Source organism: Amycolatopsis sp. NPDC049868, assembly GCF_044461365.1.
Lineage (GTDB): Bacteria > Actinomycetota > Actinomycetes > Mycobacteriales > Pseudonocardiaceae > Amycolatopsis.
Map to the genome: position 1 here is coordinate 242,640 of NZ_JBITKV010000001.1, position 26,382 is coordinate 269,021.

Consider the following 26,382-nt stretch of genomic DNA (forward strand, 5'->3'; position numbering starts at 1 on the left):
CCATGAGGGTCCTGTCAGGACGAAATCCGTCCTGACAGGACCCTCATGAAGAACAGGTCAGTTCCGGTCGCCGCCGGTCTTCCAGTCGTCCCACGACATCTGCCAGACCGACCAGCCGTCGGTCGGCTCCAGCACCTGCGGGCCCGAGTTGGTGACCGTGATGATGTCGCCCTTCTTCGAAGTGTCCATCAGCCACTTCGCGTTCTCGGTCGACAGGTTGATGCAGCCGTGGCTCACGTTCCGCTTGCCCTGCGAACCGACCGACCACGGAGCCGAGTGGTAGAAGATGCCGCTGTTCGACATGCGCACCGCGTACTTCACGAACGTCCGGTAGCCGGCCTTGCTGTCCGTCGGGACGCCGTACGTGCTGGAGTCCATCGTGTACCCGGTGTGCTCGCTCATCACCGTGTACGTCCCGGCCGGGGTGCTGCTCGACGGCTTGCCCATCGAGATCGGCATCTGCTTGACCTCTTGGTCGTTCACCACGACCTTCATCTGGTGCGTGCCGCCGTCCGCGGTCGCGACCAACTTGTCGCCGACGACCACCTTGGCGGGCTTGTCCTCGCGGCCGAAGGTGTTGTTGCCGAGGTTCTTTCCGTAGATCGCCGCGTTGACCGAGATCTTCGTGCCCGGCTTGAAGTACTCCTTGGGCCGCCACATCACGGTCTTCTCGCCGAACCAGTGGAACGCGCCCTCGGCCTGCGGCTCGGTGACGATCTTCAGCGCCTTCTCGGTGGCAGCCTTGTCCGGCACGTTGCCGGTGAAGGTGAAGATCAACGGCAGGCCGACGCCGACCGTCTCCCCCTCGACGAGGTTGATCGAGACGCCGATCTGACGGCCGGGCTTGGCCGTCGAGAACGTCGAGGTCGCGGTGACCGGCTTGCCGTCGGTCCCGGTCGCGGCCGCGGTGACGGTGTAGCTCTTGCCGTAGCCGAGCGGCTCCGCCGACTCCCAGCCCGAACCGTCTTCCTTCGGCTTGCCCGCGACGACCTTGCCGTCGGCACCGGTCAGTTTGACCTCGCCCACCTTGCCGTCGGCGACGGCCACCGTGACCGGCTCGCCGGGCGCGACGTTCGCCGCGCCCTGCGCCGGGGTCAGCGTCATCACGGCGGGCTTCGGCGCCGGCGCGGGCGTCCCGCTCGGCTGCGCGCCCCCGGGAGCGCCACCCGGTGACGGCGATTCACCCGACGGTGTACTGGTGCACGCGGCCAGTGTGAACCCGGCCACCAACGCCACCAAAGCCACCCGCGACCGCCCCGTCGCTCCCCAGACCCTCATGCACACCGCCCGTTTCGCGTGGTTACCAACCCCTACGTCTGGCTATAGTCTGCCTGACCGGCCGCAACGCTCGCGGCCGGATGGCCGAATACGCTCCGGCCCGTCGTTAGGGGACCCCCCTGAAACGGGCCCCAGCAACCCTGTGTTAATGTTTTCCACGTCGCCGAGGGGAACACCAAAGCGGCGGAACAAGCAGGCGCCATTAGCTCAATTGGCAGAGCAGCTGGCTCTTAACCAGCGGGTTCGGGGTTCGAGTCCCTGATGGCGCACAGTAACCCCAGGTCAGACGGCCTGGGGTTAGTTTTTTGTGGATCTTGGTTCCGCTTTACTTCCGTCATTCGCCGAACCCAGCGCCGCCAGAACAACGGCTGGGTTCCGGGACGGAGCCTTTCGTCCAACGTAGGTGTCTGTGGTCTGTGACACCCGAGAGTGACCAAGCATGTCGCTGGCCTCTCGTGCCGGAAGCTTGTCGGTGACCAGTGTCGCGACCGTCCGGCGGAAGGTCCGAGGGGTGAACCAGTCACCAATTGAGTGACGCTCCCGGAAGGCTCGCCAGTCCCGGCGCATGTTGCTGGCCTCACGAAGTCCGCCGAGGGAGTTGGGGAACACCCAGCCAGTCAAAGACTCGGGCTCAATCCCCCGTCGCGCAGCGACTCGAGCCCGGCGATCCAGCAGCATGGTGACCAGCCAGTCAGCCAAGGCCACCCCTCGTTGTGCAGTCTCGCTCTTGCCCGGGTTGATCTTCTTACCGTCCGCCTTCGTTCGCACCATGTTGCCTTCGACCCACGCAGTCTTACCGGCGAAGTCTATGTGCTCCCATCGGATTGCGATGGTCTCGCCGGTTCGGTTCCCGGTTCCCCCGAAGTAGCGCATGATGTCCGGAAGGTCTTGCCGCACAGCGACTTCATCAGCGTCGACCTTCGCAAAGATCCCCAACACTTCATCGATCGTAAGCGCCCTAGACGCCTTCTTACGCTTGCGTGTCTCAACTGGCCGAGCATCACGCACCGGATTCACCCCCAGGGCACCATGACGAACAGCCAAACCACAGAACCCTGAGATCACAGCACGACAGGTACGAGCAGTGCTCGCCGACAGTTCGCGGTTGACATCCTGAAGGATCTTGTCGATCCGCCCCGTGGTCATTTCATTAATACGCAGGCCTTCCATCCTGGGGCGCAGCAGCTTACCCCAGCGATTCTCGTAGGTATCAAAGGACGTCCCACTACGATTCCCTAGATCAACCTGCTCCCGAAACTCGGCAAACCAGCGCTCCGCAACGTCAACAACCTTGCTTTCCGGCCTGACCTCTCCCGCGTTAAGTTGCCGTTCCAACAGGGCTTCACGCAGTCGATTAGCAGCCTTCGGCCCGGTTTCAGCCCAGCGAGATACCTTCCGGACGCGACCGTCAAGATCACGAAACTGACAGGTCGCCTGCCAGCTTCGACCGTCCTTTTTGGTCTTATCCTCTTTGGTCTTGATCTTGCCATACGTGCCGACCGGCAAGGGAGGTCTAGCCATGTCTCCGTCCTTTTAGGCTACTTCGGGGTCGAGGGATTCGAACCATGCGATGACCTCTTCGGCCTTGTATCGCAAGTATTTGCCGACGCGTTTGCCCTTTGGTCCGTAGTCGCGTGTGCGCCAGTCGTACAAGGTCTTCACGGGGACTTTGAGGTACGCTGCTACGTCGTCGACCGTCCACAAGGGGTTCATGGGTTACTCCTTTCTGTTATTTGCCAAGGGTTTCTTCGACCTCCTCTCGTGCTATCTGCTTTCGTTCGCGTGCTTTGGCGGCTGCTGTGTTGGCGAGCATGGCGTCACCGAGGGTGAGCCAGCCGACGCCGTCGAAGATCCAGTTCAGGGTGACGATGGAGTCATCGCCGTCTGGGTCTGCGTCCTGGGGTAGTTCGGGCTGGGCGGGTTCGATGGGGTCGCCGCGTTTGAAGGCTTTGCGGACGGCCCGGAGTGCTCCGTGGGTGGTGGAGTAGCGGCGGCTCTTGGTGGAGAAGTGCCCGCCGTAGCCGAGCATGTGCGCCCACTTCTGGAGCTTTCCCCAGCCTTGTGCCCAGGCTTCGCGCTGGGCTTTGGTGCGGCAGTTGAGGGGGCGGGAGCCGAGTTCCCAGCAGGCGAGTAGTTGCCGGGCTTGGTGGGTGTCGTGCTCGGTGTGGAGGTCGATGCCGAGGGAGTCCAGGCGGCGGGAGATGTGGCCGGTTTCTTCGGTGGCCTTGGTGGCGTATTTGGCCAGGTAGGCGGCGACGGCCGTGGTGGTCAGGGTGCCGTGGTCGTCTGCGTCCGCCGGGCTGAGTTTAACGGTGCGGATGTCGACCTGGGCTCCCCAGTGGATCGGCCAGCCGGATGGGTTCACCGGGTGGGGTTGGGTGGTGAACGAGGTCGAGGCGGCCGCGTGGTCGACGTAGCTGCGCAGATGGTCGATCGTGATCGAGGGATCGGGTGCGAGGATCGCGTCCGGGTTGTCCAGGTCGCGGCCGTCGAGCCGGATGAGCGCGTGGAAGTGGATGACGCCGCGTCGCTGGTATTCGGCGACCTTGGCGAAGGACAGGCGGACGCGGGTGTCCCGGATTCGGCCGGCATGGGCCAAGGCCCGGTTGAGGGCGATGGTGGTGCGTCGCCAGAGTTCGCCAGCGTGGAAGTTCCAGGCGGCTTGGTGGCGGTAGTCGTAGCAGTCCCGGCAGATCGGTTCGCCGACGCGGGGATCGTGCTCGTGGTGGCGTTCCAGGCACGTCTGTGGGCGTCCGTGGGGGCATAGCTCGGTGTTCCGGCGAGCCCGGCAGGGACGAACTTGGCCGTTGTGGCCGATCACGCGGGTGTGGACCAGGCCGAAGGAGGGGGCGGTGAGGGTGACGAAGAGGCAGGGGTGTTCGGAGACGGTCTCCGGGACTCCCTTGCCACCCACGAGTCCGGCCTTGACGAGCTGGTAGGTGTCGGCGCGGTAGGTCTGGGCGCATGCCGGGCAGACGGAGGTTCGGCGGTTCTTGCAGGCCACGTACAGAGCACCGTCGGGCATCCCCGCGGTGACCTGATCGATCTCCGTTCCGGCACTGCCGTGCCAGTGGGCTTCGAGCTTGAGCCGGACCGGTCGGGAACATGCGGCGGCGGACATGACGTGCGTGAGCCACCACTGATAGCCGGGCTGGGATACGCGCCGGATGAGGTCGTGGTGAGCGGGGTGGTGCTCGGCAACGGCTCCCGCCCCCAGAACCCTGGGCGTTCCCGGGGTGCTGGGGGTGAGAGTCACTGTCGAGACGGTCATGTGTCAGGCAGTCCAGTCCGCTTTCGGGAAGCGGCACGGGTGGTCTGCCAGGTCGGCGACGGTTGCCCAGCGAAGGCTGTGCATGGGCTCGCCGGTCAGTTTCGAGATCGGGACGATCGTGTTGGTGGCGGTGAACTCCTCAGGGAAGGCCACGACTTCGGGCACTTCGAGATAGGTGGCCAGCCGGGCGCAGGAGATGACGGTGTCGCCGCACTGAACGAAGATCCACACCTGATCGGGCGTGATCGCTATCGGCATGCTGAAGGTCAACATCACAGGTCTCCTTCCGAGGGTTATTTCGTGTTCGTGGTGATCGACCACAGTTGCTGGGTGGTCAGCTCAATGACTGCCGAGCAGTCGCTACGAGGGTCGAGAATGACGATTTCCCAGACGTCTACGTTTCCGCCGGGGCGAATGCTGATTTCGGCGGATGGGTCGAGTTGGAGGCGTGTGTGCATGAATTCTTCTCCTTTAGAAAAGGGTTTCCTGGTTCTGGCAGGACTTGCAGATCAAGGTTCCTTCGGTGTCGCAGTCGAAGAGGGTTCGACAGATGCGGCAGCGAACGGAGTGGTTGACGCGGCAGTCGCGGCAGTACGGGACCTGTGCGTCCTAGGGGATGAAGGGGTGTGTGCAGTCCGGGCAGTGCCGGATGCCGGGCATGCTCGAACGGCGGCCGCTCTTGACCTGCTGCAGGGCGTGTTCGAGATAGCTCGTGGTGTGTGTGAGCGTCATCGGTCGGCCCCTTCGGGCGGTACCGGTGCGGGCTCGACGTCCTTCGAGCTGTTAAGCCGGGTCAGGTGGACCGTGGTGATCACAGCGCCGATCACGAACGCGGCGATAACGACGATGGTCATGATGAGGTTCACCACCGGGTAGAGCCCGGAGAGAAACGCCAGTGCGCAGAGCACGAACAGGGCGAGTGTGACGATGAGACGTTGGGTGTTCATGGGCAGACTCCTAGCGTGAAAGGAATTGCGAAAGGGGTGCTACGCAGCCTTTTTGGTGCGTAGTTGACGGGCGTATTCCACGAGGGAATAAATGTGCGCGTCGGTGAGGTAGGCGGACTTCATTCGCCGGGGCTGGAGCCCTTCGGAGATGAGATAGCCGATGCCCCGGGATTCCGGGGCGATGGTCGCGGCGTTGAAGCCCTGGGTGGCCCAGCCACGTCCAAGGATGATGTCCGAGGAACTGTCGGTAGTGCACCGGAACGCGAGCCGGTAGCCGAACAGGTCCCGCAGTGACGTCGGGATGATGTCCGCCGAGGGGCGTTGCGTGGCTGCCACCACGATGATCCCAGCGGCACGACCCCGGGCGACCAGGTCACGAAGCAGGCGCACAAACGCCTCTTGCTGGTCTTTGCTGCCCATGGTGGCCGAATACATCGCCAGTTCGTCAATGACGAGCGCGATCACATCAATCGGATCGGTCTTAGCGATCTTGCGACGACGAACCCGCTTAAGCTCCGTGTAACGGCGGTCCATTTCGGACTGGAGCTGTTCCAGGCGGTGAAGCGCCATGTCGATGTCGGGGCCGACGAACACGTCGGCGATGTCGCGCCACAGGCCAAGTTCGACCTGTTTTCCGTCGAACAGCCACAGCGACACATCCGGGCAAAGCGCGCAGTGCGCCACAATGTTGTTGAGAGCAACGGACTTACCCGCGCCGGGTTCGCCACCCAACAGGATGTTGCGGTAGATCAGCTCAATTTCCGCGAGCACGCCGTCTTCGAAGATGCCCAAGTGAACCAGGTCGTAGATCGACAGGCCGGACACAGGCACGATGTCAGCGCGGTGAGTGGTCTTCATGAGGGTCACCTCCTGGTGATCAGTCGATATAGTCGGAGAGGTCTTCCCCGTTGACCACCACGGACGAGCGCGCAGGCTCAACCGGCTTCACGGTGGTCTTGCGGGACTTCGCAGAGCCGGATTCGGCCGGCATCGATCCCGGCACGGGAAGCGGGGTGATCGTGGCGCCAGTGATGGGTTCGGTGCCTTCGGTCTTACCGCCGATCAGCGAGGTGAGCTTGGCCAACGGCGAGTCGATCGGTGTGGTCTTGTCCAACGGGTCCCGCCGGATCACATCCACAGCCAGCAGCGTGGACAGTTTCCGCACCCTGTGCAGACGTGCGTCCCGGGCGAAACAAGCCGGGGCGATGTACTCCAACGCGGCTTCGAGATCGCCACCGGACGAACCAGCGCGAACCCACATCCAGATTCGTTCGCCGGTCTTCGTTGGGCGTCCCCACAGCATCAAAGGCAACGCGCCATCGAGATTCATCGTGCGGATACGGGTCTGCTTCAAGCAGGTACGCAGTCGATGCCGGTCGATCACGCACCACATGCGCGCGAAGAAGAACCAGCGAGTGAACGGCACCAAGACCAGCACGAGCAGAACGCCCGCGAAGATCAGCCACGATGTCAGCGAACTGACCTGGGTGTTCAGCCACACCATGCCCGTTCCCCAGGCCGCAAGAACGATGATTTCCACGCGCCAGCGAATCAGCGCACCCATGATCACAAAGGGCATCCACTGCTTCGGCGCGTGCCAGAACTCCAGAACATCGGTACGCCGTCCCCGGGCACCACGAGTAGACTTAGCCATGACTCTCAGCCCTCCAAGGCAGAGTTGATAAAGAAACGAGCAGCACGGGGCCGAACAGGAACCGCCAAGAACCAGAACGGTCCCGTGCTACTCGACCTACTGTGTGAGCTACGCCAACAGATCGTTGAACGTCATGCCCCTGCGAGCTAGCGCAAGATGCGCATTCGCATTGCAGTACAGCGCCATGAAATGGCCATCTGCACGATCGATGTCGTCATAGATATCGATCATCTCATCGGTGTTGATGACTTCCTTGTGTCGTCGCAAGATGTCGTTTTTGATCTCGCGAACAACTCGTTTCCAGCTCAGCGCGTCCTGAGCCTCAGACTCCCAATAGCGGGTGTCCTCAGTGTCGAGAAACATGCGTCACTCCCAAGTCACGAGAACACGGGGGTCAGGACGAAGAAGCCGAACCCGCCTTCGAACCAGCGACGGCCTTGATGTCGGACGCACGGAAAGCCGTCCCGTTCTTGCCGTTCTGTGCCCACGGAATCGCCTGCAACTCCACGGGGTTGACGAGCTGACCGACTGCGACCTTGGGGGGCTGGTGGCCCGTAACGGTCACAGTGATCACCTCCGCCCCGCCGTCGTCCATGGCAACGAGCTGCACAGCCCACATCGGAACGTTGGTGTTGCGCTCGTACCGCTGCTGGCCGTTCTGGTCGGTCTTCGGCTGAACCTCACGACCCACGGTGAACGTGACCTTCGAAGTGTCGATCAAGAGACGCATCTTGCCCTCCAAGGCAGTGAACCTAGTTAGCCGCCCCGTTCTCGGGGACACATCTAGGAAACCGTCTGGAAGCTGGACGCATCACGGCTTGCAGGGACGCGGCAGGACGTCCTACACTGGTCGAAACGTCCCACAGCGTCCCTGGGGGTTACATGCCGAACGAGCGCCTTCGTGGCTGCATCTCAGATGCTGACCTGACCATCGACTCTGTAGCGAGCCACGTTGGCGTTGATCGCAAAACAGTCGAACGTTGGATCAGTACAGGTCGTGTCCCGCACCGAAATCACCGATGGAAGACATCCACCCTTCTAAAGCGAGACGAAATCTACCTCTGGCCGTCGCTGCTAGATGACAAGAGGGTTCAAGGTGCATCAGATGCGGAATTCGTGCAAATCTTCCCGCATCGCGGCGCCGTGCCCCACGAAATGTGGAAAAGTCTGATCGACGACGCGAAAGACACCCTAGATATCCTTGTGTACTCAGGCCTCTTTCTTGTCGACAATCGTCCGGACTTTACCGACGTACTGGCAGAAAAAGCTAAGTCAGGAATGCGGGTCAGGATGCTATTTGGGGACCCGGATTCAGCAGAGATTACGCGCAGAAGTGAAGAAGAAGGCATTGGAACGCACGGCTTGTCGGGTCGAATAAGTGTCACCCTTAGCTATGTATCCAAACTGATAGGCGTGCCTGGTGTCGAAATTCGATTGCATGACACCATTCTCTATAACTCCATCTATCGCAGCGACTCGACAATGCTCGTAAACCCCCATGCTTACGGCTCAGGCGCCCCCTTCAATCCTGTGCTTCACTTGCAACGCGTGCCAGGTGGCCGCATGTTCGATCACTATCAAGCTAGCTTCGATCGCGTTTGGCAAACTGGCAAACCCCTAGAGAGTATGAGGTAAATCTACGTGGCTCGAATTGACTACTTCAATGACCCAAACGCACCTAAGGCCAACAGTGTCGTACCTTCGGTCACAGTAGGCGTGCGAAACAAGCATGGAGCGATCCTGCTTATTCATAAGATCGACAATGATCTGTGGGCACTCCCGGGCGGAGGACATGATGCAGGCGAGTACATTGCAGATACGGCAGTGCGTGAAGTGCGCGAAGAAACTGGAATTACCGTAGAAGTGTCCGGAGTGGTTGGCCTTTACACTAATCCGCATCATGTCATGAAATATGACGATGGAGAAGTGCGGCAACAATTCTCCATCTGCTTCTCAGCGCGAATGCTAGGCGGTGAAGCACGGGAAGACGGAACCGAAACGAAGGAGGTCAAATGGGTTCCAATTGACGAACTTGATGGGCTCAATATTCACCCGTCAATGCGACTTCGGATCGATCACTATCTTGCGAAGCGCTCAACTCCATTCATCGGATGACAGTCGCCCTGTGAGGCGTTGTTCGACGCGCCTCACGCACGCTTCGAGCGGATCAGCAGCCTTCAACCAAGCTTGGTGGACCGGATGATCTTCTGGATAACGGACTAGAATCTCGCCAATTCGGCCACGATAGGTCAATCGTTGACCGTCTGGCCCAGTAGTAAGATCTGCTGTTACCAACGCATCCATGACTGGACTGTCTTCACAATCAAACTCAGATAGCTCGTCTTCCAAACCTCGTTCGCGTGCTTCAAAGCGAGCTCCGGAATGGTGCGCAACAAGATTGACGATCCGAGACGGGAACTCGATTGTGCGCAAGTAGCGTGCGCCATCGAGAGGGTGAAAGCCCGTGGTAGCCAGCGACGAAGCGTAACCAATGTCATGCAACCAGGCGGCGGATACCAAAACGGGCAAATCACTGTCAGCGACCGCCAAGCGGAGCTTCTCTGCTCTCTGCGCAACTGACTGGACATGAGTCCATCGACGACCCAGCGGTGCGACAAATTGCCGAGCGAGTCGTGCAGACTCAGATATCAACTCAGTTGCTTGAACCTCCATAGCCTGACGCTACCTGGTAACTCAAAGTTTGTCGGCACCGCGTAGTGCTTGTGAGAACTTTCTTTACGTCTTCAAGCCGCCCTACCGGGCGGGCGCGCGGTCCGAACAGGCGCGCGGCCGCCCTGGTCGCCTCCGTCTTGGACGGCCGCGCCGGACGCCGTCGGACACGCGCGCAGGACACGGCAGGACGGTTGGTAGAACGCGAAAGGTTGTCACATGACAGCGCGTTCGGGGACGCCACCCAACCCGATCGCCGGATGGTCGAAGCCAGGCCGGACACGGTCAACCCCGCTTCGCGCCGATCTCGCGCGTGGTCACCTTCCGTAACATCGGTCACCTTGCGTAGGTCGTTCCGGGCGCGAGATCGGTTACAGGGTTGACCGTGTCCGGCCTGGCCTCAGGCGGCTTAGGATCGGGAAGGGAGGCGCGTGGATTGGCCGGCATTGGCGGCTTCCCGAACGCGGCTCGCCTTGGCATCCTGGTTCCGTTTTACTTCCGCTAATCACCCAGTCGCATCCCGAAGCTATCCAGATCGACCGGTGTTTGCGTCAGTAAATTGCCCAGGTCATCGGCAAGGTTCGGCACTACCCGGCACCATCCGATTTAGTCGATCTTGAAACAGCGGGTTCGGGGTTCGAGTCCCTGATGGCGCACAGTAGTAGATCAAAGCCCACCGACGGTTTTATCCCGGGTTTCCGGATGCCGTCGGTGGGCTTTGTTCGTATGTGCAGCCGACGTGTCACCCCGATTCAGTTACCGACCGCGTCACGCTGATACCCCGCACGCCGGACTAGCGCCGCCGCCCGCGGCCTAGGCAACCAGCGCCCGGAACGCGCGTGAGACCTAGCTCGGGCTCCACGACCGGCCCTGATGCAGGTCGCACCGAGCGAGCCGGCGCAGCAGCGACGTCGTCCCGCGGTCCAGCGCGACGGTTCGGCAGCCGGCATCGGTCTTGGGCGGGCGAACGCCCCGACCATCTCGTTCGGCGAGTTGCCGCACCGTCCGACTCTCCGGATCGACATCGCCGTCGATTCCCATGCGGGGCACAGTCTCAACGAGGCCGTGTCATCCGCAGTTTTGTGCTTTCGCGGGGTTGCGGTCGTAGCGCAGTCCGCTTCGGCCGACCGAGTGGATCAGGTTCTCCCAGAACCGTTCGAAGGTCAGTGGTGCGCGGACGGAGTCGAGCATCTCCTGGTTGTGCGGACATGTCAGAGTTTTCCGGATGGCGTCGAGGTTGTCCTGTTTGTACTGGCCCTGTGCCGCCAGTTCCTCGGTCGTCCCGTCGGCGAGGCCGGCGACCTCCCAGTTGGAGCCGGCGAACTTGCTGTGCCCGATCCGCCGTCCTGGGATTGTGGTGCTGTGCGCCGCGACCGGGTTGGCGAGTCCGATCGGGTCGTGCACCCACGCGTCGAGCGGAAGCAGCATGCCGGGGCCGCCGATGTTGAAGTAGGTGAATACGTCGCGGCCGTTCGCGGAGGGGTACGCGACCCAGCCCGTCGACTCCGCGTACACGTGGACGGCCGGGGTCTGTTGCGCGGCCAGCTGCTTACGCGCGTCGTCGGCCATCTCGGCGAACAACCGGAAGTCGCTCGCCAGGATCGGGTGCTCGGTCCCGCTGGCCGCGACGTAGGCGGCGCGCTCGTCGGCGATGACCTCACGCTCGTCGATCGGTTCCTCGAGTCCTGCGTACGGGGTTCGCAACCAGCCGCCCGCGACCACGGCCCAGACGGCGACCGCGACGACCGGCACGAACGCCAGCTTGGTCACCCTGATCACCATCACCGGGAGCAGCAGGCAGAACGTCGCGGGAAGCAACATCCTCCCGTGCATGAAGTCCCCGCCGACGCGGACGACATACGCCGCCAGCAGGATGGCTCCCACCAGTGGCACGGCCACCAGCACCACGACTCGGCGATTCACGGACTTCCGCCACACCAGGGCCACCCCGGCGAGCAGACACGCGGCGACCGGGATCCACAGAAGGTACGGATCGGTGAAGTCACCGAAGTAAGCCCATCCGCTGTCCCACAACGCCTCGGAGGCTTCCTTCACCAGCGCCGTGTTCGGGGTGATCAGGCCGTAGTAGCCCATCCGGAACACCTGATACACCACCGGAAGCACAGCCGCGGCTGCCAGCGGAAGCACAATGTGGCGCCAGCCTCGCCAGGTGAGCACCAGCAACCCGGCCATGGCGACCACGCTGAACAAAGCGAGGTCCGGGCGAACGAGCGGCCCCAGCCCGATGACCACCGCGGTCGACCACACCGGACCGAACGGCTGCTCGGTACCGCGCCGCACCAGGAGCCACCACGTTCCGCCGAGCCACAGGCTGATCAGCCCGGTCTCCAGGCCGGAGGTGGCGAAGTCACGAAACGGCGGCAGCGCCAGGACGACCAGCGCACCCGCGGGAAACACGAAGGTGGTCGCGGCAGGTCCGGCCAGCCGCCGGGCACCGTCGAGGGCCAGGAACAGGCCGCCCGCCGAGAACACCAGCCCGACGACCACGGAGATCCACTCAAGGCTGACGCCGGGGAACCAGCCGACCAGCGCCAGCACCGCCGTCCACAGCGTGCTGGTGTTGGCCTCGACCCGCTCCCCGATGTTGAAGACCGGACCATTGCCGGCCAGGATCTGCCGGACCGTCCGCAGCACGATCAGCCCGTCATCACTCATCCAGCGCCGCTGCCAGGCAAGCACCACAAACCCGAGGACGGTGGCCGCGATGGCGACCCAGTTCCACGCCCGGACACGGCCCCGAACGCGAATTCCACCGGGTCTGTCAGGCGTGGATACGGATTCAGCGGTAACTGTGCTCAACTGGTTCTCCAGGTAACTGAAAGACGAACAATCACCCAGAGTTCTGTGATGCGACAACACTGTCCGTGACTGGGCAAGATCCGTAAACGATCTTTCCTCACTCTATCGTGTACCCGAAAAGGACCGGTGCCGGGCAGGGCCATGATGCCCTGCCCGGCACCGGCCGGTCAGTCAGAATCCGAGTGCGAACGCCCTTGGCGCGGTAACCTCTTCACCGAAGGCGAAATCGCCATGCCACAGAACGGAAGCACCCACGAACTTCGTCCCGTCGGACGCCCCGACATACACGTCCCCTCTCGTGCCTCGCGTGTAAGTGACGATGTCGGCCTTGCCGTCGCCGGTGAAGTCACCGATCGCGGGCAATTCGGTCCCATAGGCGAAGTTGTCGTGCCACTTCACGGCATTCCCGACAAACCTCACACCGTTCGACAGCGCCACATAGACATCAGACGCCGTCCCGCGGGTGAAGACCGCGATGTCATCCTTGCCGTCGCCGTCGAAATCACCCGACGCCGGGATCTCGTCACCGAAAGCGAAATCACCGTGCCACTGCAGGGAGTCACCGACGAACTTGCCGCCGTCGGAGAACGCCACGAAGAAGCGGCAGCACACGATGCGAAGGTCAGTGGACTTCTCTCGCAAGCCTCCCAGGCAGCTGCGACGGCCGCGCAGTCCGCGTCGGAGGCTCAACAGGTAGCCGCAACCGCACGTGGGGCGGCGGATGAGGCCAACGAACACGCAAAACGTGCTCACGAGAGCGCGACTCAGGCGTCGGAGTTCGCTCGCCAAGCACACGGTTCCGCACTTGAGGCCGAGGAATCGGCTCGACAGGCGGCTAGTTCAGCCGCCACGGCCGCGCGGACTGCGGCGGCGGCGGCGGACAGCGCTTCTCGTTCTGCGATACGAGCGCAGTCGTCTGCAAACTCAGCTGCTTCCTCCGCTAACACCGCGTTGAAGGCCAAGCGAGCCGCCTACGACTCCGCGATCGCTGCCGGGAAGGACGAGGCCGCCGCCAGAACGGCCGCCGACCAAGCTCTTGGCTATGCTGTCAAGAAGTACAATGACGAGCGCGCACGCTTCGCCTTCGAGAATGCCTACAGGTGTAGCCTGAAGAACAAGGGGGATGCGTCAGGCTATCAAGACTGCATCAGTTTCCTCAGCGCAGGACCGCAGGAGCAAATGCAAATTATCTACAGTCGAGGACGTTTCTGCGCAAAGACTTACGGGGATCACGGGCCCGACTTCAAAGCCTGCATCGCCAACGCGACGACGCCCGAGTTTGCGGCTGACCAGGCTTGGACCATTGTCGGCAAACTCAGCGACTACCTTGGCGTCTGGGCGTCGGGACTGGCGGCAAGCCTGGGCGCACTAGGCTGCGCGCTACTGGAACCGTGCGGAGTTCTCGCCCTGTCGATCGTACCGGAGGGAATGGCACTACTACCGTTTATCGAAGTCGGAGCCGGCGGCCTCCTTGGAAGCGCCATACCGCTACGCGTATACGAAGGACTGAAAACTGCCGCCGTCGAGAACGGCGCACTTTCATCACTTCTCGCGAATGAAGCCAGAATTTCAATGCAGCTGACAGAAACAGAACGTCTCCGACGCCTCGGATTCGACTGGGCACGAGGCGGGGAATTCAAACAACATGAATTTGAGATGGCGGTTTTAATCGAGAAGCAATTCGGTATTAGACTGACCCGTTGGCCCGATAAAAACGGAGGGCCGGACTGGGTCGGAAGTGACGGAAAATTTTACGACGGAATCGGCCCGATCCCCTCTGCGGCGTTTGATCAAGAATGGTCACTTGGGCAGATTCAAACCTCGATCCTGAGACATGTCCGCGTCAAGGCGGACTACGTACCGATCGACACACGAGGACTGACTCCTGAGCAGATCCAAAAGCTCAAGGACTTTATTCGACCACACGAACCATTCGTGTTTATTCTAAGGTGAAATGAGTTGTCCGGAGATTTCATCGTGGCCCCGCCGGGGCGCGTTCAGCCGCCGCAGATGCTGTCATGGATGCCCTCGCGGGGACTACTGCTCCGAGTAGTCGAATTTATCGCCGGCGAAGTTGCGGACGATAAACTTTCCGAAAAGCTGCACCACTTCGCCGAAGGCGGGTACAGTTTTTTCTCCCTCAGTGCATACACAAGCGAGCAAGCTGAAGAGATCATGGTTGTAATCCGAGAATCGCTCCTGCCTGCGGTTGCGGAGTGGTACCCGGACGACGAAGAAGTCTACGACTTTGTAACGGAGTTAGTCGATCTCGTGAAGCAAGCCCAAGAGCTTGAGCTGATCAATTAAACAACCGATGATTGGCGGTGGCTCCTTCTTGACTCACAGAGAAGGAGCCACCGTCACCAATTAGTGGCAATACCGGCCGGCAGACTGCTTGACATCTTCGTAACCTGCTGCGATGAGCGTGTCGAGCACACCTCAGAAGACCGGATGCCGTCGGTGGGCGTTTTTCGTATGTGCGGCCGGTTCGGTTACCGACCGTCTACGCCTCGGGGTTGCTGCCATCCACTCCGATAGCAGGTGTCCCAGCCGGCGTCGTCCACGCAGACCACGACACGGACCCGGCTGAGCTTCGTGCCCGAGTTGTGCTTCAGGTTGCTCCAGTAGCTCGTGGTGCCGCATCCGCTCTCGTTCCAGCGGTACAGCGTCGGGTCGATGACCGCGCCGGTCGCGGCCGAGGCGGTGCCGGTGAACGCCGGTGTCGCCGCCGACGCCACGACGATCGCCGTGGCCGCCCGCCGCAGGTTCCTGCTCAGAAGCTCCTTCATGTTCCCCTCCGATGTGATAAATGAATGACGACTCCAGGGGGAGGCGTCATGCTTCGTATTCACTTCACCGACCATGACCTGGCCCGTGTCCGCGTGGCGGCCGGACCGGATCCGCTGTGGGAAACCGTTCTGGCCATGCAGAAGCTCACGCTCGACGGCGTTCCCGCCTTCGCGCGCTGGCGGCGCCGGGTGCGGGAAGGCCTGCGGGAGCGCGACGCCCGGACCGCGGTGCGTTTCCTGCAGACGATCGCGCCACCCGCCCGGTACTTCCCGGACTTCCTCACCCCCGCCGAATCCGCGTGCGGGCTGAAGGCGGGGTTGGCGGCGCTCCGTGGGACGCCGGCGGATCGGCTCGGGCGCGAAGTCGGGCTGATGGCGAAGCACCACCGTCTGCCCAGTTGGACGCACGGTCTCGCGGCGGGTGCGAGCGCGGCGCTCGATCAGGTCGCCGGGGCGCTCCAGATCGCCCACGACACCCTGGTCGCTCCACAATGGACGAACGTACGGACCCAGGTCGACACCGACCGGGCCTTGCGGTCACGCCTCGCCGGCGAAAGCGGGGCTCTCGGCCTGCTCGAGTCGCTCCGGCCGGCCTTCCGCTGGGAGGCGCCGGTCCTGACCGTGCGTTACCCGATCGACCGCGACCTCCACCTCCACGGTCGCGGTATCCGGCTCGTCCCGTCCTACTTCTGCTGGGACACCCCGGTCGCCCTCGCCGACGACGACCTTCCACCGGTCCTCGTCTTCCCGGTGTCCCACGAGCACGAGCCCGCTCCCCTGCCGAAACACCTGGCCTCCCTGCTCGGCCGGACCCGCGCCACCGTCCTGTACGCGGTCGCGGGCTGCCCCACCAGCGGCGAACTGGCCGACCGGCTCGGTATTTCGGCGGCCGCGGTTTCACGGCACACGACGGTGCTCCGAGATGCCGGGCTTATCGCCAGCCGGCGCCACGGAGCCGTGGTGCTGCACAACCTCACGCCGACGGGTACCGCGCTGCTGGGCTGAGCCCTCAGCGCACGAGCCGCCAGAGCGGAAAGCCGCAGGCAGGGCAGGCCGTCCTGGCCAAGGAGCCGCCGAGAGGCCATGATCAACGGACGTGGTGGTTCCTGGGGGGTGGACAACGGCCGTGTCCGGATCATCGAACGCCAAGACCGGGACGGCGGTCGCCATCGGCGTCACCGCGTTGTGCGCGCTGGTCACCGCGGGAACGGAGTACGCGGGCGCGCTGGAACTACGGATCGGCACGTTCGCACTCGTCCTGCTTCCGCTTTTCTTCGCCTTCGTGATCACGGTCGCCTTCAGCCTGTCGCTGTCCTGGCGGCGTCCGGAGGCGGTCGCACCGATCTGGTCTTGCGCCGGACAGCTCCTGCAACTGCTGACGGTGGTCTTCGTCGTACGGGCCGGCGTCGTGCTGGGAACGTCGCTACCCACGATCATCGAGGCCGGTCCGGCGATCCTCGTGCAGAGCCTCGGAAAGCGGGGACCGCGCTGCTGGCCTTCCCGGCGGCCCTGCTGCTCGGCTTCGGACGCGCGAGTATCGGCGCCACCTTCTCCATCGGCCGCGAACCCAGCATCGCCCTGGTGACCGAGCGCTACGGCATCTCCGGCCCGGAAGGTTCAGGCGTTCTCGCCACCTACATCAGCGGCACGCTCTTCGGATCCTTGTTCTTCTCCGCACTCGCGGGCGTCGGCTCGATGATTCCGCTGTTCAGTTCCACGGCGCTGGCCATGGCCTGCGGGGTGGGCAGCGGAGGCATGACCATCTCCTGCGCGGGATCGCTCGCGCACGGCTCCCATGACCTGCCCCAGAACGACATCCTCGCGCTGGCGACGGCCAGTGACGTGCTGACCTACGTCACCACCGTGCTGCTGGGCGCCTTCGTTGTCCTTCCGGTGCTGGAGCGGCTGTACCGGTCCCCTGCCGCCGTGCGGAATCGGCTGATATCCGGGGACACGGTCGAGCCGAAGGCGACCGTCGTGCCCTCCCGGTTGGTGAGCGGCTTGGCCGTGAGCGTGCTTCTTCTCGTCACCGCGGGATGGCGTGCGGCGCCGGGAATGCTCTTGCTATTGGCTCTCGCCTTCGGGGTACGGCTTCTCGGCGACCGGACCGGCCGGTTCGTGCCGACGGTGCTGTGGGCGGCACTCGTCGGCGCCGTCTTGACCGTTCCGGGGTTGCCGTGGTCGGCGACCATGCTGCGCATCCTGTCCGCCGTCGACCTGCTGACGCTGGCCACAGCCGTGCTCAGCTGTGTCGGTCTGTGCGTGACCATCCGGCAGCTGAGGATCTTGCGGACCCTGAGCTGGCGCGCGGTCGTCGTCACGCTCCTCGTTTTCGCCGGTTCCTTCTTCACCTCGGCCCTGCTGGCACAGGGCGTCCTGTCCCTCGGCGGGTCCACCGGATGAAAGGAAAGCCATGAAGGTCCTGGTAGCAGGCGGAACCGGCTTCATCGGACAGCACGTCGTGCGTGAACTGCTGGCACGCGGGCACGACGTCACCGTGCTGGTCCGCACGCGACCCACGAACCTCCCTGCCGCGGTGACGGTCCGGCTCGGCGACCTCACCGACCTGTCCGAGGAACGGCTCGACACGATCGTCGCAGGCCACAAGGGCATCATCGTCGCATCGGCCGCCGCCGTCGCCGCACCACGCGGCGCCGACATCGCCGCGTTCTTCCACGACGCGAACGTCGCACCCGTCGCCAGGTTGCTCGCCGCCGGATGCCGGGCACAGACCGACCGCGCGGTCATCCTCGGCAGTTTCTACGCCACGCTGCAGCGCGAACAGCCGACACTCCGGCTGGCCGAACGCAGCCCGTACATCGCCAGCAGAATCGAACAAGCCGAGCGCGCCCGCGCCGCGGTCGACGCGAAAACCTCCGTGGCGGTGCTCGAACTCCCCTACGTGGCAGGCACGACTCCGGGCAGGCAATCACCTCTCGAACCCATGGTGCGCAGCATGTCCGTCGGTAGCGCGGACATGCTCGTCTACCCCGGCACCACCGCCGTCGTCACCGTCACCCAGACCGCGCGAGCGGCCGTCGCCGCGCTGGAACGCCGGGCGAACGGGAACTATCCGGTCGTGACGGCGAACCTCCCCTGGGCCGAGCTCTTCACCCGCCTCGCGACCGCGACCGGCCGCCCGCCGAAACGCATCTGGAAACTCCACCCGCGCGCCATCGAGCTTCTGCTCCGCTGGGAAGGGATCCGTCAACGCCGCCAAGGGTTCACCATCGGTTTCCACCCGGCGCAATGGAGCGACCTGCACGCCACCGCCATGGTCCTCGACCCGGACATCGCCCGCATCGAACTCGGCGTCGAGCCGGACGACCTCGGCGAAGCCCTTCGCTGAGCGGCGAGCGAGCACGAAGAGCAGTACGAGCGCCGCGACCAGGTAGGCGTTGCCGACGACGGCTTGACCGAAGCTCCACGTGCGTTCGGCACCGCCTCCACCGGGGACCACGGCGACGGTCCAGCCCGTGAACACGACGGCGGCCATGGCCATCGCCGGCCGCCTGGCGCACAGGTAGCCGATGGCGGGCACCGCCCATACCCAGTGGTGCGTCCACGAGATCGGGCTGACCAGCAAGGCGCAACCGGCCGTCACCAGCAGGGCGGCGGGGTCGTCGCCCTGCTGATGAAGACGCCGGACGAGCCAGATCATCACCACCGCGCAGAGGACGCCGAAGCAGCCGATCACCACTGTCGCGACGCGGCCCTCCGGCAGTGTCCTGGCGACGAATCCTTGCCACGACTGGTTTCCCACCCAACCTTTCATCTCCGCGAAGTGGCCGTTGAAGATCGCGGATGTCCAGTAGCGCACGGAATCCTTCGGCAGCACCACGAACGCGAGCGTCGTCGCACCGAGGAAGGCCGCCGAGGCGCGGGCCGCGTCGGCGATCCGCCGGACGAGCACGAGGTGGACGATGAAGATCAGCGGGATCACTTTGACCGCCGCCGCGAGCCCGATCCCGATCCCGCGAAACCGCGATTCGCGCAGCAGCAGCACATCCGCGATCACGACGGCCATGAGGAGAAGGTTGACCTGGCCGAGTCCGATCGTCTGCCACACCGGTTGCAGGGCGAACGCACCGAGCAGCAGGAGCGGGAGGTACGCGCGCTCGGTGAAGGGCCGGAGCGCGACATAGAGCGAAGGCGCCGCCGCGAGCGCCAGCAGGCCCCAGCACCACTGCGCGGGCAACGCGGTCAGCGGGACGAAGAGCAGCGCGGCGAACGGCGGATAGGTGAACGGCAGTTCCGGCGCCCAGCCGGGCAGCTCGGTCAGGTGGTCGTACAGCGGCTCTCCGTGGAGCACGGCGTACCCGCCGGCGCGGTAGACGGCCGAGTCGACCCCGAGCGGGGTGTCCGAAAGCCACCGGATCAGCGCGATCGCGACGAGTACGGTGGCCGCGAAGCCGACGGCGAGCATCGTCGCGTTGACGCGCGGGGCGTTGATCCGAACCATGGGGAGAACGATCTCCGCTCCGAGGCAGCGGCACATCGCCCGGCGGAACCGTCTTGGCCCGCTACCCGGGTATCACCGGACCGCGGACCCCTACCCCGGTATCACGCTCTTCGTATCCGGCCGCCGGGTGAGGACCCGCTTGCCCAGCCAGCCCGCGTAGACGGCCAGCCCGGCGACACCGGCCTTCCGGGTCGGGCGGGCCGCGATCGCCAGTCCGATGACGAGTTCGGTGGCGCCGTTGCGGTAGGTCCAGTTGCGGACGTCGTCGGCGAAGGCCATCTTCGTCACGGGTTCGAAAGCGGCCGGAGCGGCGAAGTGGGCCAGCCCCGTCGCGGCGATGCCGAGGCCGAGGAGTTTGCCGGTGCGTGTGGACATGAAGTCGCCTTCCCTGTTCAGTCGAGGACGCCGGCACGGCGCCACAGCCGGCGGCTCGGGCCGCCGATGAGGCCGATCTCGGTGAAGTGGTCGACGGCCTTGGCCGCCCACGCCGCCTTGGTCCGGCGCCAGTGCGGATTCGCGATGGCGACCTGGCGGGCTTCGCGGGGGTCGAGGCCGACGGAGGTGTATGCCTTGGGGTGCAACAACTCCGACGTCGCGACGTAGGCCATCCCGGCGATCGCCCATCGGATCAGTTCGCGGCCGACGCGACCGTGACGGGCCCAGGCCCTGCTCAGTTCGTCCTTGGCGAAGCTGATGTGGCGTGCCTCTTCGATCACGTGGATACGGGAGATCATCCGGATCATCGGCTGCAGGCTGTCGTCGCGCATCATTTCGCGTTGCATGCCGTCGGCGAGTTCTTCGACGTAGATGGCGCCGGCGAACAGCAACGCCGGGCCACAGATCGCGCCGAACACCTTGCCCGCGCGGTGCGCCGTGCGGCTCGGGCGCCGGACGATACCGCCGCTCTTCTCGATCGAGCGGGCGAACATGGTGCTGTGACGGCATTCGTCGGCGATCTCGGTGAGCGCGTACTGCGCGTTGTGAGTCGTCGGGTCGCTGTTGTAGACGTGACGCACGAGGCCCTGCATGAGGATCAGCTCGAACCAGATACCCGACGCCGCCGCGGCCGCGGCCTCCTGACGGCTCAGTTCGGCGCGCTGCCCATCGTCGAGACGCTCCCACAATTCGGTGCCGTACAAGGAACAACGCTCCGGTGCCTTGCCGTACGCCCCGTCGACCAACGGGGCCAGCCAGTCGACGTCGACGTCCGGGTCGTAGGAGAGCCGCGCGGAGGAGCGCTGCAGACGTTCGGCGACGCGTTCGCTTTCGGTGTTCGCGGTCATGACGACCTCCTCGGATCCGTGTGCTCCGGCAGCGGTCCGCCGCCGTCCGGGATGACCTGTCCGGAATCGCGGTAGGCCACCGCCTCGTGGAAACCATCGCGTTCGGCGAACTCGCGGAACCAGCGGCCTTCCGGGGTGTGCCGGGTGATGCCGTCGAAAAGCGTCGCGAGCGTCTGGGTGCCGGCCAGCCCCATGTTGTCGTAGGCCTGGTTGATCATCAGCTTCTGCATCACCAGCTGGTTCGTCGGCACGCCCGCCATCCGGTCGGCCAGTTCCTCGACGGCGGCTTCGAGCCGTCCGGGTTCCACCGCCTCCAGCGCGAGTCCCCATTCCGCCGCGGTGGCGCCGTCGATGGTGTCGCCGGTGAGGAGCATCCGCTTCGCGCGCTGGGCCCCGGCGCGGTAGACCCACATCGCGGTCGTCGGGCAGCCCCAGACCCGGGCGGGCGGATAACCGAGGCGCGCGTCGGTCGCCATGATCAGCACGTCGCACGACAGCGCGATGTCGCTGCCGCCGGCGATCGCGTGTCCCTGTACCTGGCAGATGGTGGGTTTCAGCGACCGCCACAGGCTGAAGAAGTCGTCGGTGTTGCGCTTCATCACCCGGTAGTCCTTGACCGGATCCCAGACCGGGCCCTGATTCCAGCGGCCTTCGGTGTCTTCCTCGGCGAACTGCTTGAGGTCGTATCCGGCGCAGAACGACCGGCCTTCGCCGCGCACCACGATCACCCGGACCGCGTCGTCCTCGTTCGCCCGCTCCACGGCCTGCCGGATCTCGCCGGGCATGACGTCGTTGATCGCGTTGAGCCGCTCGGGGCGGTTCAACGTCAGGTAGGCCTTCCGGTCCTCGACGCGGTAGGTCAGCGTCTCAAAGGCCATCGGAACCTCCCAGCGCGCGAAGGGTGAACGTGACCAGGTGCGGGATGGTGTCCGGTCCGCTCTCCCCCGCCAAGGGACCGACCAGCATTTCCGCGCCCGCGCCGACCAGTGCCGCGGCGGTCGCTTCCGCGTCCTGCGAAGGCAGCAGGCCCTTCCTCACGCCATCGGCGATGTTCCTGGCGATGACCTCGCGGAACGCGCGGCGGAAGACCAGTCGTTCGGCCTCCACCACGGCGTCGACCGGCTCGGCCAGCAACGCGTACGCCAGCCTCGGCGCCTTCAACGCCCGCCCGGCGAAAGTCTCGATCACGGCGACCACCCGCTCGCGGACGTCGCCTTGGGAAGCGGCGGCCTCGACGGCGTCGACCTCCCGGGAGACCACCTCGCGGAAGACCTCGACGACGAGGTCGGCCTTGGACGGGAACTGCCGGTACACGCTGCCGGTGCCCACGCCCGCCCGGGTGGCGACCGCGGCCATGGAGCAGCCCGCGTAGCCGGTCTCGGCCAGCAGCGCGATGGCCGCGGCCACGATCTCGCCTCGCTGCGAGTCCAGCCTGGCCTGCGTCTTCGGGGTCCGGCGGTACGGCATGTCAAGGAGTGAAGCACGGATTCCGCACTTCAGCAACGGGTGATTCCGCCGTAGCGCGTGAAGGCCCCCTTCCCTCGGCTGAGCCGAGGGAAGGGGGCCTTCACGCGCAGGGGCACTCAGTTGCGGTTGATCGTGAACGTGCTCGTCGTGTTCCGGATGTCTTCGGCGTTGTCGCTCAGGGCGAGCCCGGTGAACGTCGCCGAGCCGACGGCCGGGCCCTGCCCCGGTTCCGGCAGCTCGTTGACCCAGATCCCGATCCCGGACTTCGCGTCGAACTCGTCACCGCTGCGGTGCGCTCCGGTGATCGACACGTTCGTCAGCACCGTGTCCTCGACCGGGTTCTCCGGACGGTTTCCGGTGTACTTGGTCTGGAACATGATGCCGCTGTACGTCGGACTCTGGATGTCCACATCGGACACCCGGATACCCCGGAACTCCTTGGAGGCGGAGAACATCCAGATCGCGGGGAACGTCTGCTGCCCCCAGAAATGTCCGCCGGTGCGGACCAGCGAGACGTTCTGGACGGTCGTCGGCTGCGGACCGAACCCGAGGAACGGATAGCCGAAGTCGAGCGAGCTGATCGTGATCCCCGAGTACGTCAACGTGTCCGCGATGTACAGGTTTCGGAAAGTGTTGCTGTACCCGCCGTACACCGCCAGCCCGGCCGCGCGCCACGGAAGCAGCACGGTCAGATTCTCGAACACGTTGTCGTACTGGTTGCCCGCGTTGAGATCCGTGGCGGCGAACAGCGCGAAACTGTCGTCACCGGTGGAACGGGCTTCGTTGTTGGTGACCCGGTTTCCCGTGCTGCCGTTGGTGAAGTTGACCCCGTCGGCGAACATGTCGCGGATCCGCGAGTTCTTCACCGTCGTGTTGTCCACATTGGTCGCCCACAGCAGGCACATCTGGTGCTCCACCCAGATGTCGTCGATGGTCATGTTCGTGACGTTCGTGAAGTTGAAGACCTTGCCGGGACCGTCGATCCGGGACGTGTAGTTCCCGAACACGGCGAACCCGCCGAACGTCGAACCGCTCGCGCTCGCCTGCGCGTCGAATCCGATGTCGGTGTTCTCCTGCCCGGCCGGCGCGGTGAACTTCGTGAACCACGGCCCGGCGCCGAGCACCGTGATCGGCTTGCCGTACACGGTGACCTTGTTCGTCATCGGATATTGCCCCGGCGGCAGGAAGACTCCGGTGAGGTTCGGATCCTGGCGGACCTTGTCCAGCGCGGCCTGCACATCCTGCTGCGTGAACCCGGCCGGAACGGCGTAGCGCGCCGGGTCGGGGTTCGCGGTCGCCGTGGCCAGCTCGAAGTTCACGAAGTCGATCGCGTAGTTCAAGCCGTTTCCGGCGTCCTTCTGCAGCTTGATCTTGTGCCCGGCGGGCACGGTCACGCCGAGCAGCATGCTGGCCTCGTCATAGATATGGCGAGCGGGCCCGGCTCCCGGCGAGTTCTGCGGAGCGGCTTCAGGACCGTAAAGCCACGCGTGGCGCGAAGTCAGGTCGATGGCCTTCAGAAAGGTGCCGTCGACGTAGACGTTCAGCGTCGAGTTCTGCCCGCCGCCACCCGCGGCGTCCGGCATCGAGAACCGGGTCACCAGGGTGTTCGTGGCCGCGCGGGTGGTGAATTCGACCGAGGAGCCGGTCGAGTTCAGCGTCACCGCCTTACGCCCCGACGCCTCCCCCGCGAGGTCGCCGATCTTCCGGTTCGGGCCGATCACGGACGCGCCGCCAGCGACCACGCCGTCTTCGGCCTCGTACAGGTCGTAGGGCATGTTCGCGCCGCGACCGACGAACAGCGCCCACGTACTCGTGTTGTTGCCCTGTTTGGCAGGCAACTCGTTGGCGTCGTTCGCGACGACGGTCTTGATCGTGTACCGGCCGTTCCCGGCGGTCCAGGTGCCGACGTTCACCGGCGGAGCGGTGGCCCCGGCGGCGATCGCGCCGGAGTACGAACCAGTGAGTGTCTTGACGACGGCGCCGTTCTGGTCCGTGATCGTCACCGTGACGCCGTGGGCGCCGCCCGACGAGGCGACCGTGCCCTGGTTGCGCACCGTCGCGGAGAAGGTCACGGTGCCGCCCGCCGTCGGGTTGTTCGGCGACCAGGCGGTGGCCGCGACGAGGTCGGAGCTCTGGACCGGCCTGACGACGAGCGCCGTCGCGCCGGTGTAGGAGTTGTTGCCCTCGTCCTGCTCCACGACGGCGTTGGCCTCGTCGACCTTCGCGGTGACCTGGTGGCTGCCCGCCTCCCTGGCGCCGATTGCCGCCGAGACCGTCGCCGACGCTCCCGCGGCGAGTGCGCCGACCGGTGCCGTGCCGACCTTCGCCGTGCCCAGGTACAGGTTCACGTTCGTCGCGCCCGACGCCGCGGTCCCGGCGTTGCGGACGGTCGCCGACACCGTGATCGCGTCGGTCTCCACCGGGTTTTCCGGAGACCACGAAACACCCGAGACCGTGAGGTCGGGATTCGGGGCGGGGACACCGAAGACCTGGAACTCCGCGGCCTGCCCGCCCGGGGCACCGGAGTTGGCGGTGATCCGCAGCCGGACGTCGGCGGCGCGGCCACCGACCGGGATCGTCACGGTGTTGCCACTCGACGGGGTGAAGGTGTACGTCTGCGCGGGCACCAGCGTGGTGAACGCGGCCGCGCCCTGGTCACGCCCTTCGACCGCGATCGTCTGGGTGCGCTGGGCCCACACGGGATCCGGGTCGAGCTTGACCACGACGCGGTCGAGGTCGGCGTCGGCCCCGAGCGCCACGGCCAGCAGGTTCGGATACGCCGCGCCCTCCCAATAGGTGGTCACGGAGTCGTCGTTGGCGTTGGCCGCGACATACGCGTGCTGCACCGAAGACGCCGTGATCGGCTTGCCCAGCGCGAGATTCGTCCCCGCACGCGTCCCCGTCCTGGTCACCGTGCCGCTGCTCGGCGACTGGTTGCCCGCCGCGTCGCGGGCCCGCACGGAATAGGCGACGGTCGCGCTTTCCGGCTGGTCGTCGGTGTAGGTCAGAACGTCACCCGCGACATTTCCTCGCAACTGCCCGTTCGCGTACACGTCGTATCCTGCGACGCCGGTGTTGTCGGCCGATGCCGACCAGGTGAGCCGGATCTTTCCGCTCGACGGCTCGGTGTAGGCGAGATTCCCCGGCGCGGACGGCGGTTGCGTGTCGCCTCCGGCTGGACCGTGCACTTCGAACTCCGAGAGCTGCGCCGCGGGCCAGCCGGTGTTGGCGGTGATGTTCAGCCGCACGAACCGGGTGTTCCCGGTGACGTCGAGGGTGACGGTATTGCCCGTCGCCGGGTCGAACCGGTGGCCTGCCGACGGAACGAGATCGCTGAAGCTCGCGCCGTTCCCGCTGCCCTGCACCGAAAACGTCTGGGTGCGGGCTTCCCAGCCGGAGGGCAGTTTGAGCACGAGCCGGGCGATGTCCGTGGCCGCGCCGAGGTCGGCCTGGATCCATTGCGGGAACTGGTTGTTCGTGCTTTCCCAGTAGGTGGCCTGGTTCCCGTCGCCGACGTTCGAAACGGCGTACCCGGGAAGCCGGCTGCCGGCGGTGTACGTCGCGTCGGCGGCTTCGACGGCGGCAGATGTCGCGAGAGCCGTCGGGGTTTCGCTCGCGGCCATGGCGGGTGGGGTTAGGAGAAGCGACAGGGCGGCATACGTCACTGCGCGCGTCAGTGGGCGCTTCGTTCTCATGACACTCCTCTGTTCCAGGAGGGGACTGAGCGGAATCTTCCTGACT

26 protein-coding genes, 1 tRNA gene and 2 pseudogenes are annotated in these 26,382 nt (G+C 64.8%); 8 read left to right on the forward strand and 21 right to left on the reverse strand.

The annotated features are described in order from the left end of the window. Positions 1-57: 57 nt before the first annotated feature. Positions 58-1,278 (reverse strand): Ig-like domain-containing protein, encoded by a 1,221-nt coding sequence (locus ACIBTM_RS01240; protein WP_395874377.1) that lies wholly within the window; start codon positions 1,276-1,278, stop codon positions 58-60. Between the two features lie 196 nt (positions 1,279-1,474). Here ACIBTM_RS01240 and ACIBTM_RS01245 point away from each other — a divergent pair. Further along, positions 1,475-1,547, forward strand: a tRNA-Lys gene (locus tag ACIBTM_RS01245). Positions 1,548-1,575: 28 nt separating this feature from the next. Here the strand turns inward: ACIBTM_RS01245 and xerC are convergent. The 10 genes from xerC to ACIBTM_RS01295 all read right to left on the reverse strand — a co-directional run bounded on the left by xerC (position 1,576) and on the right by ACIBTM_RS01295 (position 7,892). Then, the gene (xerC, locus tag ACIBTM_RS01250) at positions 1,576-2,799 is read right to left on the reverse strand and encodes a tyrosine recombinase XerC (RefSeq protein WP_395874379.1); all 1,224 of its coding nucleotides are present in this window, start codon (positions 2,797-2,799) and stop codon (positions 1,576-1,578) included. Positions 2,800-2,811: 12 nt separating this feature from the next. Next, the gene (locus ACIBTM_RS01255; RefSeq protein ID WP_395874381.1) at positions 2,812-2,991 is read right to left on the reverse strand and encodes a helix-turn-helix transcriptional regulator; all 180 of its coding nucleotides are present in this window, start codon (positions 2,989-2,991) and stop codon (positions 2,812-2,814) included. A 16-nt stretch (positions 2,992-3,007) separates the two neighbouring features. Continuing rightward, on the reverse strand, positions 3,008-4,534 hold the full coding sequence (locus ACIBTM_RS01260; RefSeq protein ID WP_395874383.1) for a replication initiator: 1,527 nt from the start codon (positions 4,532-4,534) through the stop codon (positions 3,008-3,010). Between the two features lie 18 nt (positions 4,535-4,552). Beyond that, positions 4,553-4,822 (reverse strand): hypothetical protein, encoded by a 270-nt coding sequence (locus ACIBTM_RS01265; RefSeq protein ID WP_395874385.1) that lies wholly within the window; start codon positions 4,820-4,822, stop codon positions 4,553-4,555. Positions 4,823-5,158: 336 nt separating this feature from the next. After that, on the reverse strand, positions 5,159-5,281 hold the full coding sequence (locus ACIBTM_RS01270) for a hypothetical protein (RefSeq protein ID WP_395874387.1): 123 nt from the start codon (positions 5,279-5,281) through the stop codon (positions 5,159-5,161). Beyond that, entirely contained in the window at positions 5,278-5,496 is a 219-nt protein-coding gene (locus tag ACIBTM_RS01275) for a hypothetical protein (RefSeq protein WP_395874389.1), read from the reverse strand. Before ACIBTM_RS01275 ends, ACIBTM_RS01270 begins: the two co-directional genes overlap by 4 nt. Positions 5,497-5,535: 39 nt before the next feature. Continuing rightward, positions 5,536-6,354, reverse strand: coding sequence for an FtsK/SpoIIIE domain-containing protein (locus ACIBTM_RS01280; protein WP_395874391.1), 819 nt, complete (start codon positions 6,352-6,354; stop codon positions 5,536-5,538). Positions 6,355-6,373: 19 nt separating this feature from the next. Further along, positions 6,374-7,150: a hypothetical protein gene (locus tag ACIBTM_RS01285; RefSeq protein WP_395874393.1), complete on the reverse strand. Its 777-nt coding sequence runs from the start codon at positions 7,148-7,150 to the stop codon at positions 6,374-6,376. 108 nt (positions 7,151-7,258) lie between these two features. Further along, complete coding sequence (locus tag ACIBTM_RS01290) at positions 7,259-7,513, reverse strand: hypothetical protein (protein WP_395874395.1); 255 nt, start codon at positions 7,511-7,513, stop codon at positions 7,259-7,261. Between the two features lie 31 nt (positions 7,514-7,544). Then, positions 7,545-7,892, reverse strand: a complete 348-nt coding sequence (locus ACIBTM_RS01295; protein WP_395874398.1) for a hypothetical protein — start codon at positions 7,890-7,892, stop codon at positions 7,545-7,547. Between the two features lie 140 nt (positions 7,893-8,032). On the opposite strand from ACIBTM_RS01295, the gene ACIBTM_RS01300 reads away from it, so the two are divergent. Together ACIBTM_RS01300 and ACIBTM_RS01305 are read left to right on the forward strand one after the other, a co-directional pair. Continuing rightward, a complete protein-coding gene (locus tag ACIBTM_RS01300) occupies positions 8,033-8,785 on the forward strand; it encodes an XRE family transcriptional regulator (protein WP_395874400.1) in 753 nt (250 codons plus the stop codon). Positions 8,786-8,791: 6 nt separating this feature from the next. Continuing rightward, positions 8,792-9,265: an NUDIX hydrolase gene (locus ACIBTM_RS01305; protein ID WP_395874402.1), complete on the forward strand. Its 474-nt coding sequence runs from the start codon at positions 8,792-8,794 to the stop codon at positions 9,263-9,265. On the opposite strand, the gene ACIBTM_RS01310 is transcribed toward ACIBTM_RS01305, so the two are convergent. The 3 genes from ACIBTM_RS01310 to ACIBTM_RS01320 form a co-directional block, all read right to left on the reverse strand. Continuing rightward, positions 9,245-9,823: an HD domain-containing protein gene (locus ACIBTM_RS01310; RefSeq protein ID WP_395874404.1), complete on the reverse strand. Its 579-nt coding sequence runs from the start codon at positions 9,821-9,823 to the stop codon at positions 9,245-9,247. The genes ACIBTM_RS01305 and ACIBTM_RS01310 overlap by 21 nt on opposite strands. Positions 9,824-10,888: 1,065 nt before the next feature. Then, positions 10,889-12,496 (reverse strand): arabinofuranosyltransferase, encoded by a 1,608-nt coding sequence (locus ACIBTM_RS01315; RefSeq protein WP_395874406.1) that lies wholly within the window; start codon positions 12,494-12,496, stop codon positions 10,889-10,891. 315 nt (positions 12,497-12,811) lie between these two features. Beyond that, positions 12,812-13,234 carry an FG-GAP-like repeat-containing protein gene (locus ACIBTM_RS01320; RefSeq protein ID WP_395874408.1) on the reverse strand — a complete coding sequence of 141 codons (423 nt, stop codon included), beginning with the start codon at positions 13,232-13,234 and terminating at the stop codon, positions 12,812-12,814. Between ACIBTM_RS01320 and ACIBTM_RS01325 the strand changes: the two genes are divergently transcribed. Both ACIBTM_RS01325 and ACIBTM_RS01330 read left to right on the forward strand, forming a co-directional pair. Continuing rightward, positions 13,184-14,593, forward strand: a complete 1,410-nt coding sequence (locus ACIBTM_RS01325; RefSeq protein WP_395874410.1) for a hypothetical protein — start codon at positions 13,184-13,186, stop codon at positions 14,591-14,593. The two genes, ACIBTM_RS01320 and ACIBTM_RS01325, sit on opposite strands and share 51 nt — an antisense overlap. A gap of 6 nt (positions 14,594-14,599) precedes the next feature. Then, positions 14,600-14,947, forward strand: coding sequence for a hypothetical protein (locus ACIBTM_RS01330; RefSeq protein ID WP_395874412.1), 348 nt, complete (start codon positions 14,600-14,602; stop codon positions 14,945-14,947). Positions 14,948-15,132: 185 nt separating this feature from the next. On the opposite strand, the gene ACIBTM_RS01335 is transcribed toward ACIBTM_RS01330, so the two are convergent. Then, on the reverse strand, positions 15,133-15,429 hold the full coding sequence (locus tag ACIBTM_RS01335) for a hypothetical protein (RefSeq protein WP_395874414.1): 297 nt from the start codon (positions 15,427-15,429) through the stop codon (positions 15,133-15,135). A 48-nt stretch (positions 15,430-15,477) separates the two neighbouring features. On the opposite strand from ACIBTM_RS01335, the gene ACIBTM_RS01340 reads away from it, so the two are divergent. The 3 genes and pseudogenes from ACIBTM_RS01340 to ACIBTM_RS01350 all read left to right on the forward strand — a co-directional run bounded on the left by ACIBTM_RS01340 (position 15,478) and on the right by ACIBTM_RS01350 (position 18,778). Further along, positions 15,478-16,434: an ArsR/SmtB family transcription factor gene (locus tag ACIBTM_RS01340; protein WP_395874416.1), complete on the forward strand. Its 957-nt coding sequence runs from the start codon at positions 15,478-15,480 to the stop codon at positions 16,432-16,434. Positions 16,435-16,555: 121 nt separating this feature from the next. Beyond that, positions 16,556-17,832: pseudogene (locus ACIBTM_RS01345) on the forward strand (DUF3100 domain-containing protein). 10 nt (positions 17,833-17,842) lie between these two features. Beyond that, the gene (locus ACIBTM_RS01350) at positions 17,843-18,778 is read left to right on the forward strand and encodes an NAD-dependent epimerase/dehydratase family protein (RefSeq protein ID WP_395874418.1); all 936 of its coding nucleotides are present in this window, start codon (positions 17,843-17,845) and stop codon (positions 18,776-18,778) included. Positions 18,779-19,012: 234 nt separating this feature from the next. On the opposite strand, the pseudogene ACIBTM_RS01355 reads toward ACIBTM_RS01350, so the two are convergent. From ACIBTM_RS01355 to ACIBTM_RS01380, 6 genes and pseudogenes are all read right to left on the reverse strand, one after another. After that, positions 19,013-19,927 (reverse strand): annotated as a pseudogene (locus ACIBTM_RS01355) (glycosyltransferase 87 family protein); the annotation flags it as partial. A gap of 54 nt (positions 19,928-19,981) precedes the next feature. Further along, positions 19,982-20,266, reverse strand: coding sequence for a hypothetical protein (locus ACIBTM_RS01360; RefSeq protein WP_395874420.1), 285 nt, complete (start codon positions 20,264-20,266; stop codon positions 19,982-19,984). Between the two features lie 17 nt (positions 20,267-20,283). Then, the gene (locus ACIBTM_RS01365; RefSeq protein WP_395874422.1) at positions 20,284-21,174 is read right to left on the reverse strand and encodes a diiron oxygenase; all 891 of its coding nucleotides are present in this window, start codon (positions 21,172-21,174) and stop codon (positions 20,284-20,286) included. Further along, positions 21,171-22,052, reverse strand: a complete 882-nt coding sequence (locus tag ACIBTM_RS01370; protein ID WP_395874424.1) for a crotonase/enoyl-CoA hydratase family protein — start codon at positions 22,050-22,052, stop codon at positions 21,171-21,173. The genes ACIBTM_RS01365 and ACIBTM_RS01370 overlap by 4 nt, the downstream gene beginning before the upstream one ends. Further along, on the reverse strand, positions 22,042-22,641 hold the full coding sequence (locus ACIBTM_RS01375; RefSeq protein WP_395874426.1) for a TetR/AcrR family transcriptional regulator: 600 nt from the start codon (positions 22,639-22,641) through the stop codon (positions 22,042-22,044). Before ACIBTM_RS01375 ends, ACIBTM_RS01370 begins: the two co-directional genes overlap by 11 nt. A gap of 116 nt (positions 22,642-22,757) precedes the next feature. After that, positions 22,758-26,336, reverse strand: a complete 3,579-nt coding sequence (locus tag ACIBTM_RS01380) for a CARDB domain-containing protein (RefSeq protein WP_395874428.1) — start codon at positions 26,334-26,336, stop codon at positions 22,758-22,760. Positions 26,337-26,382 lie beyond the last annotated feature (46 nt).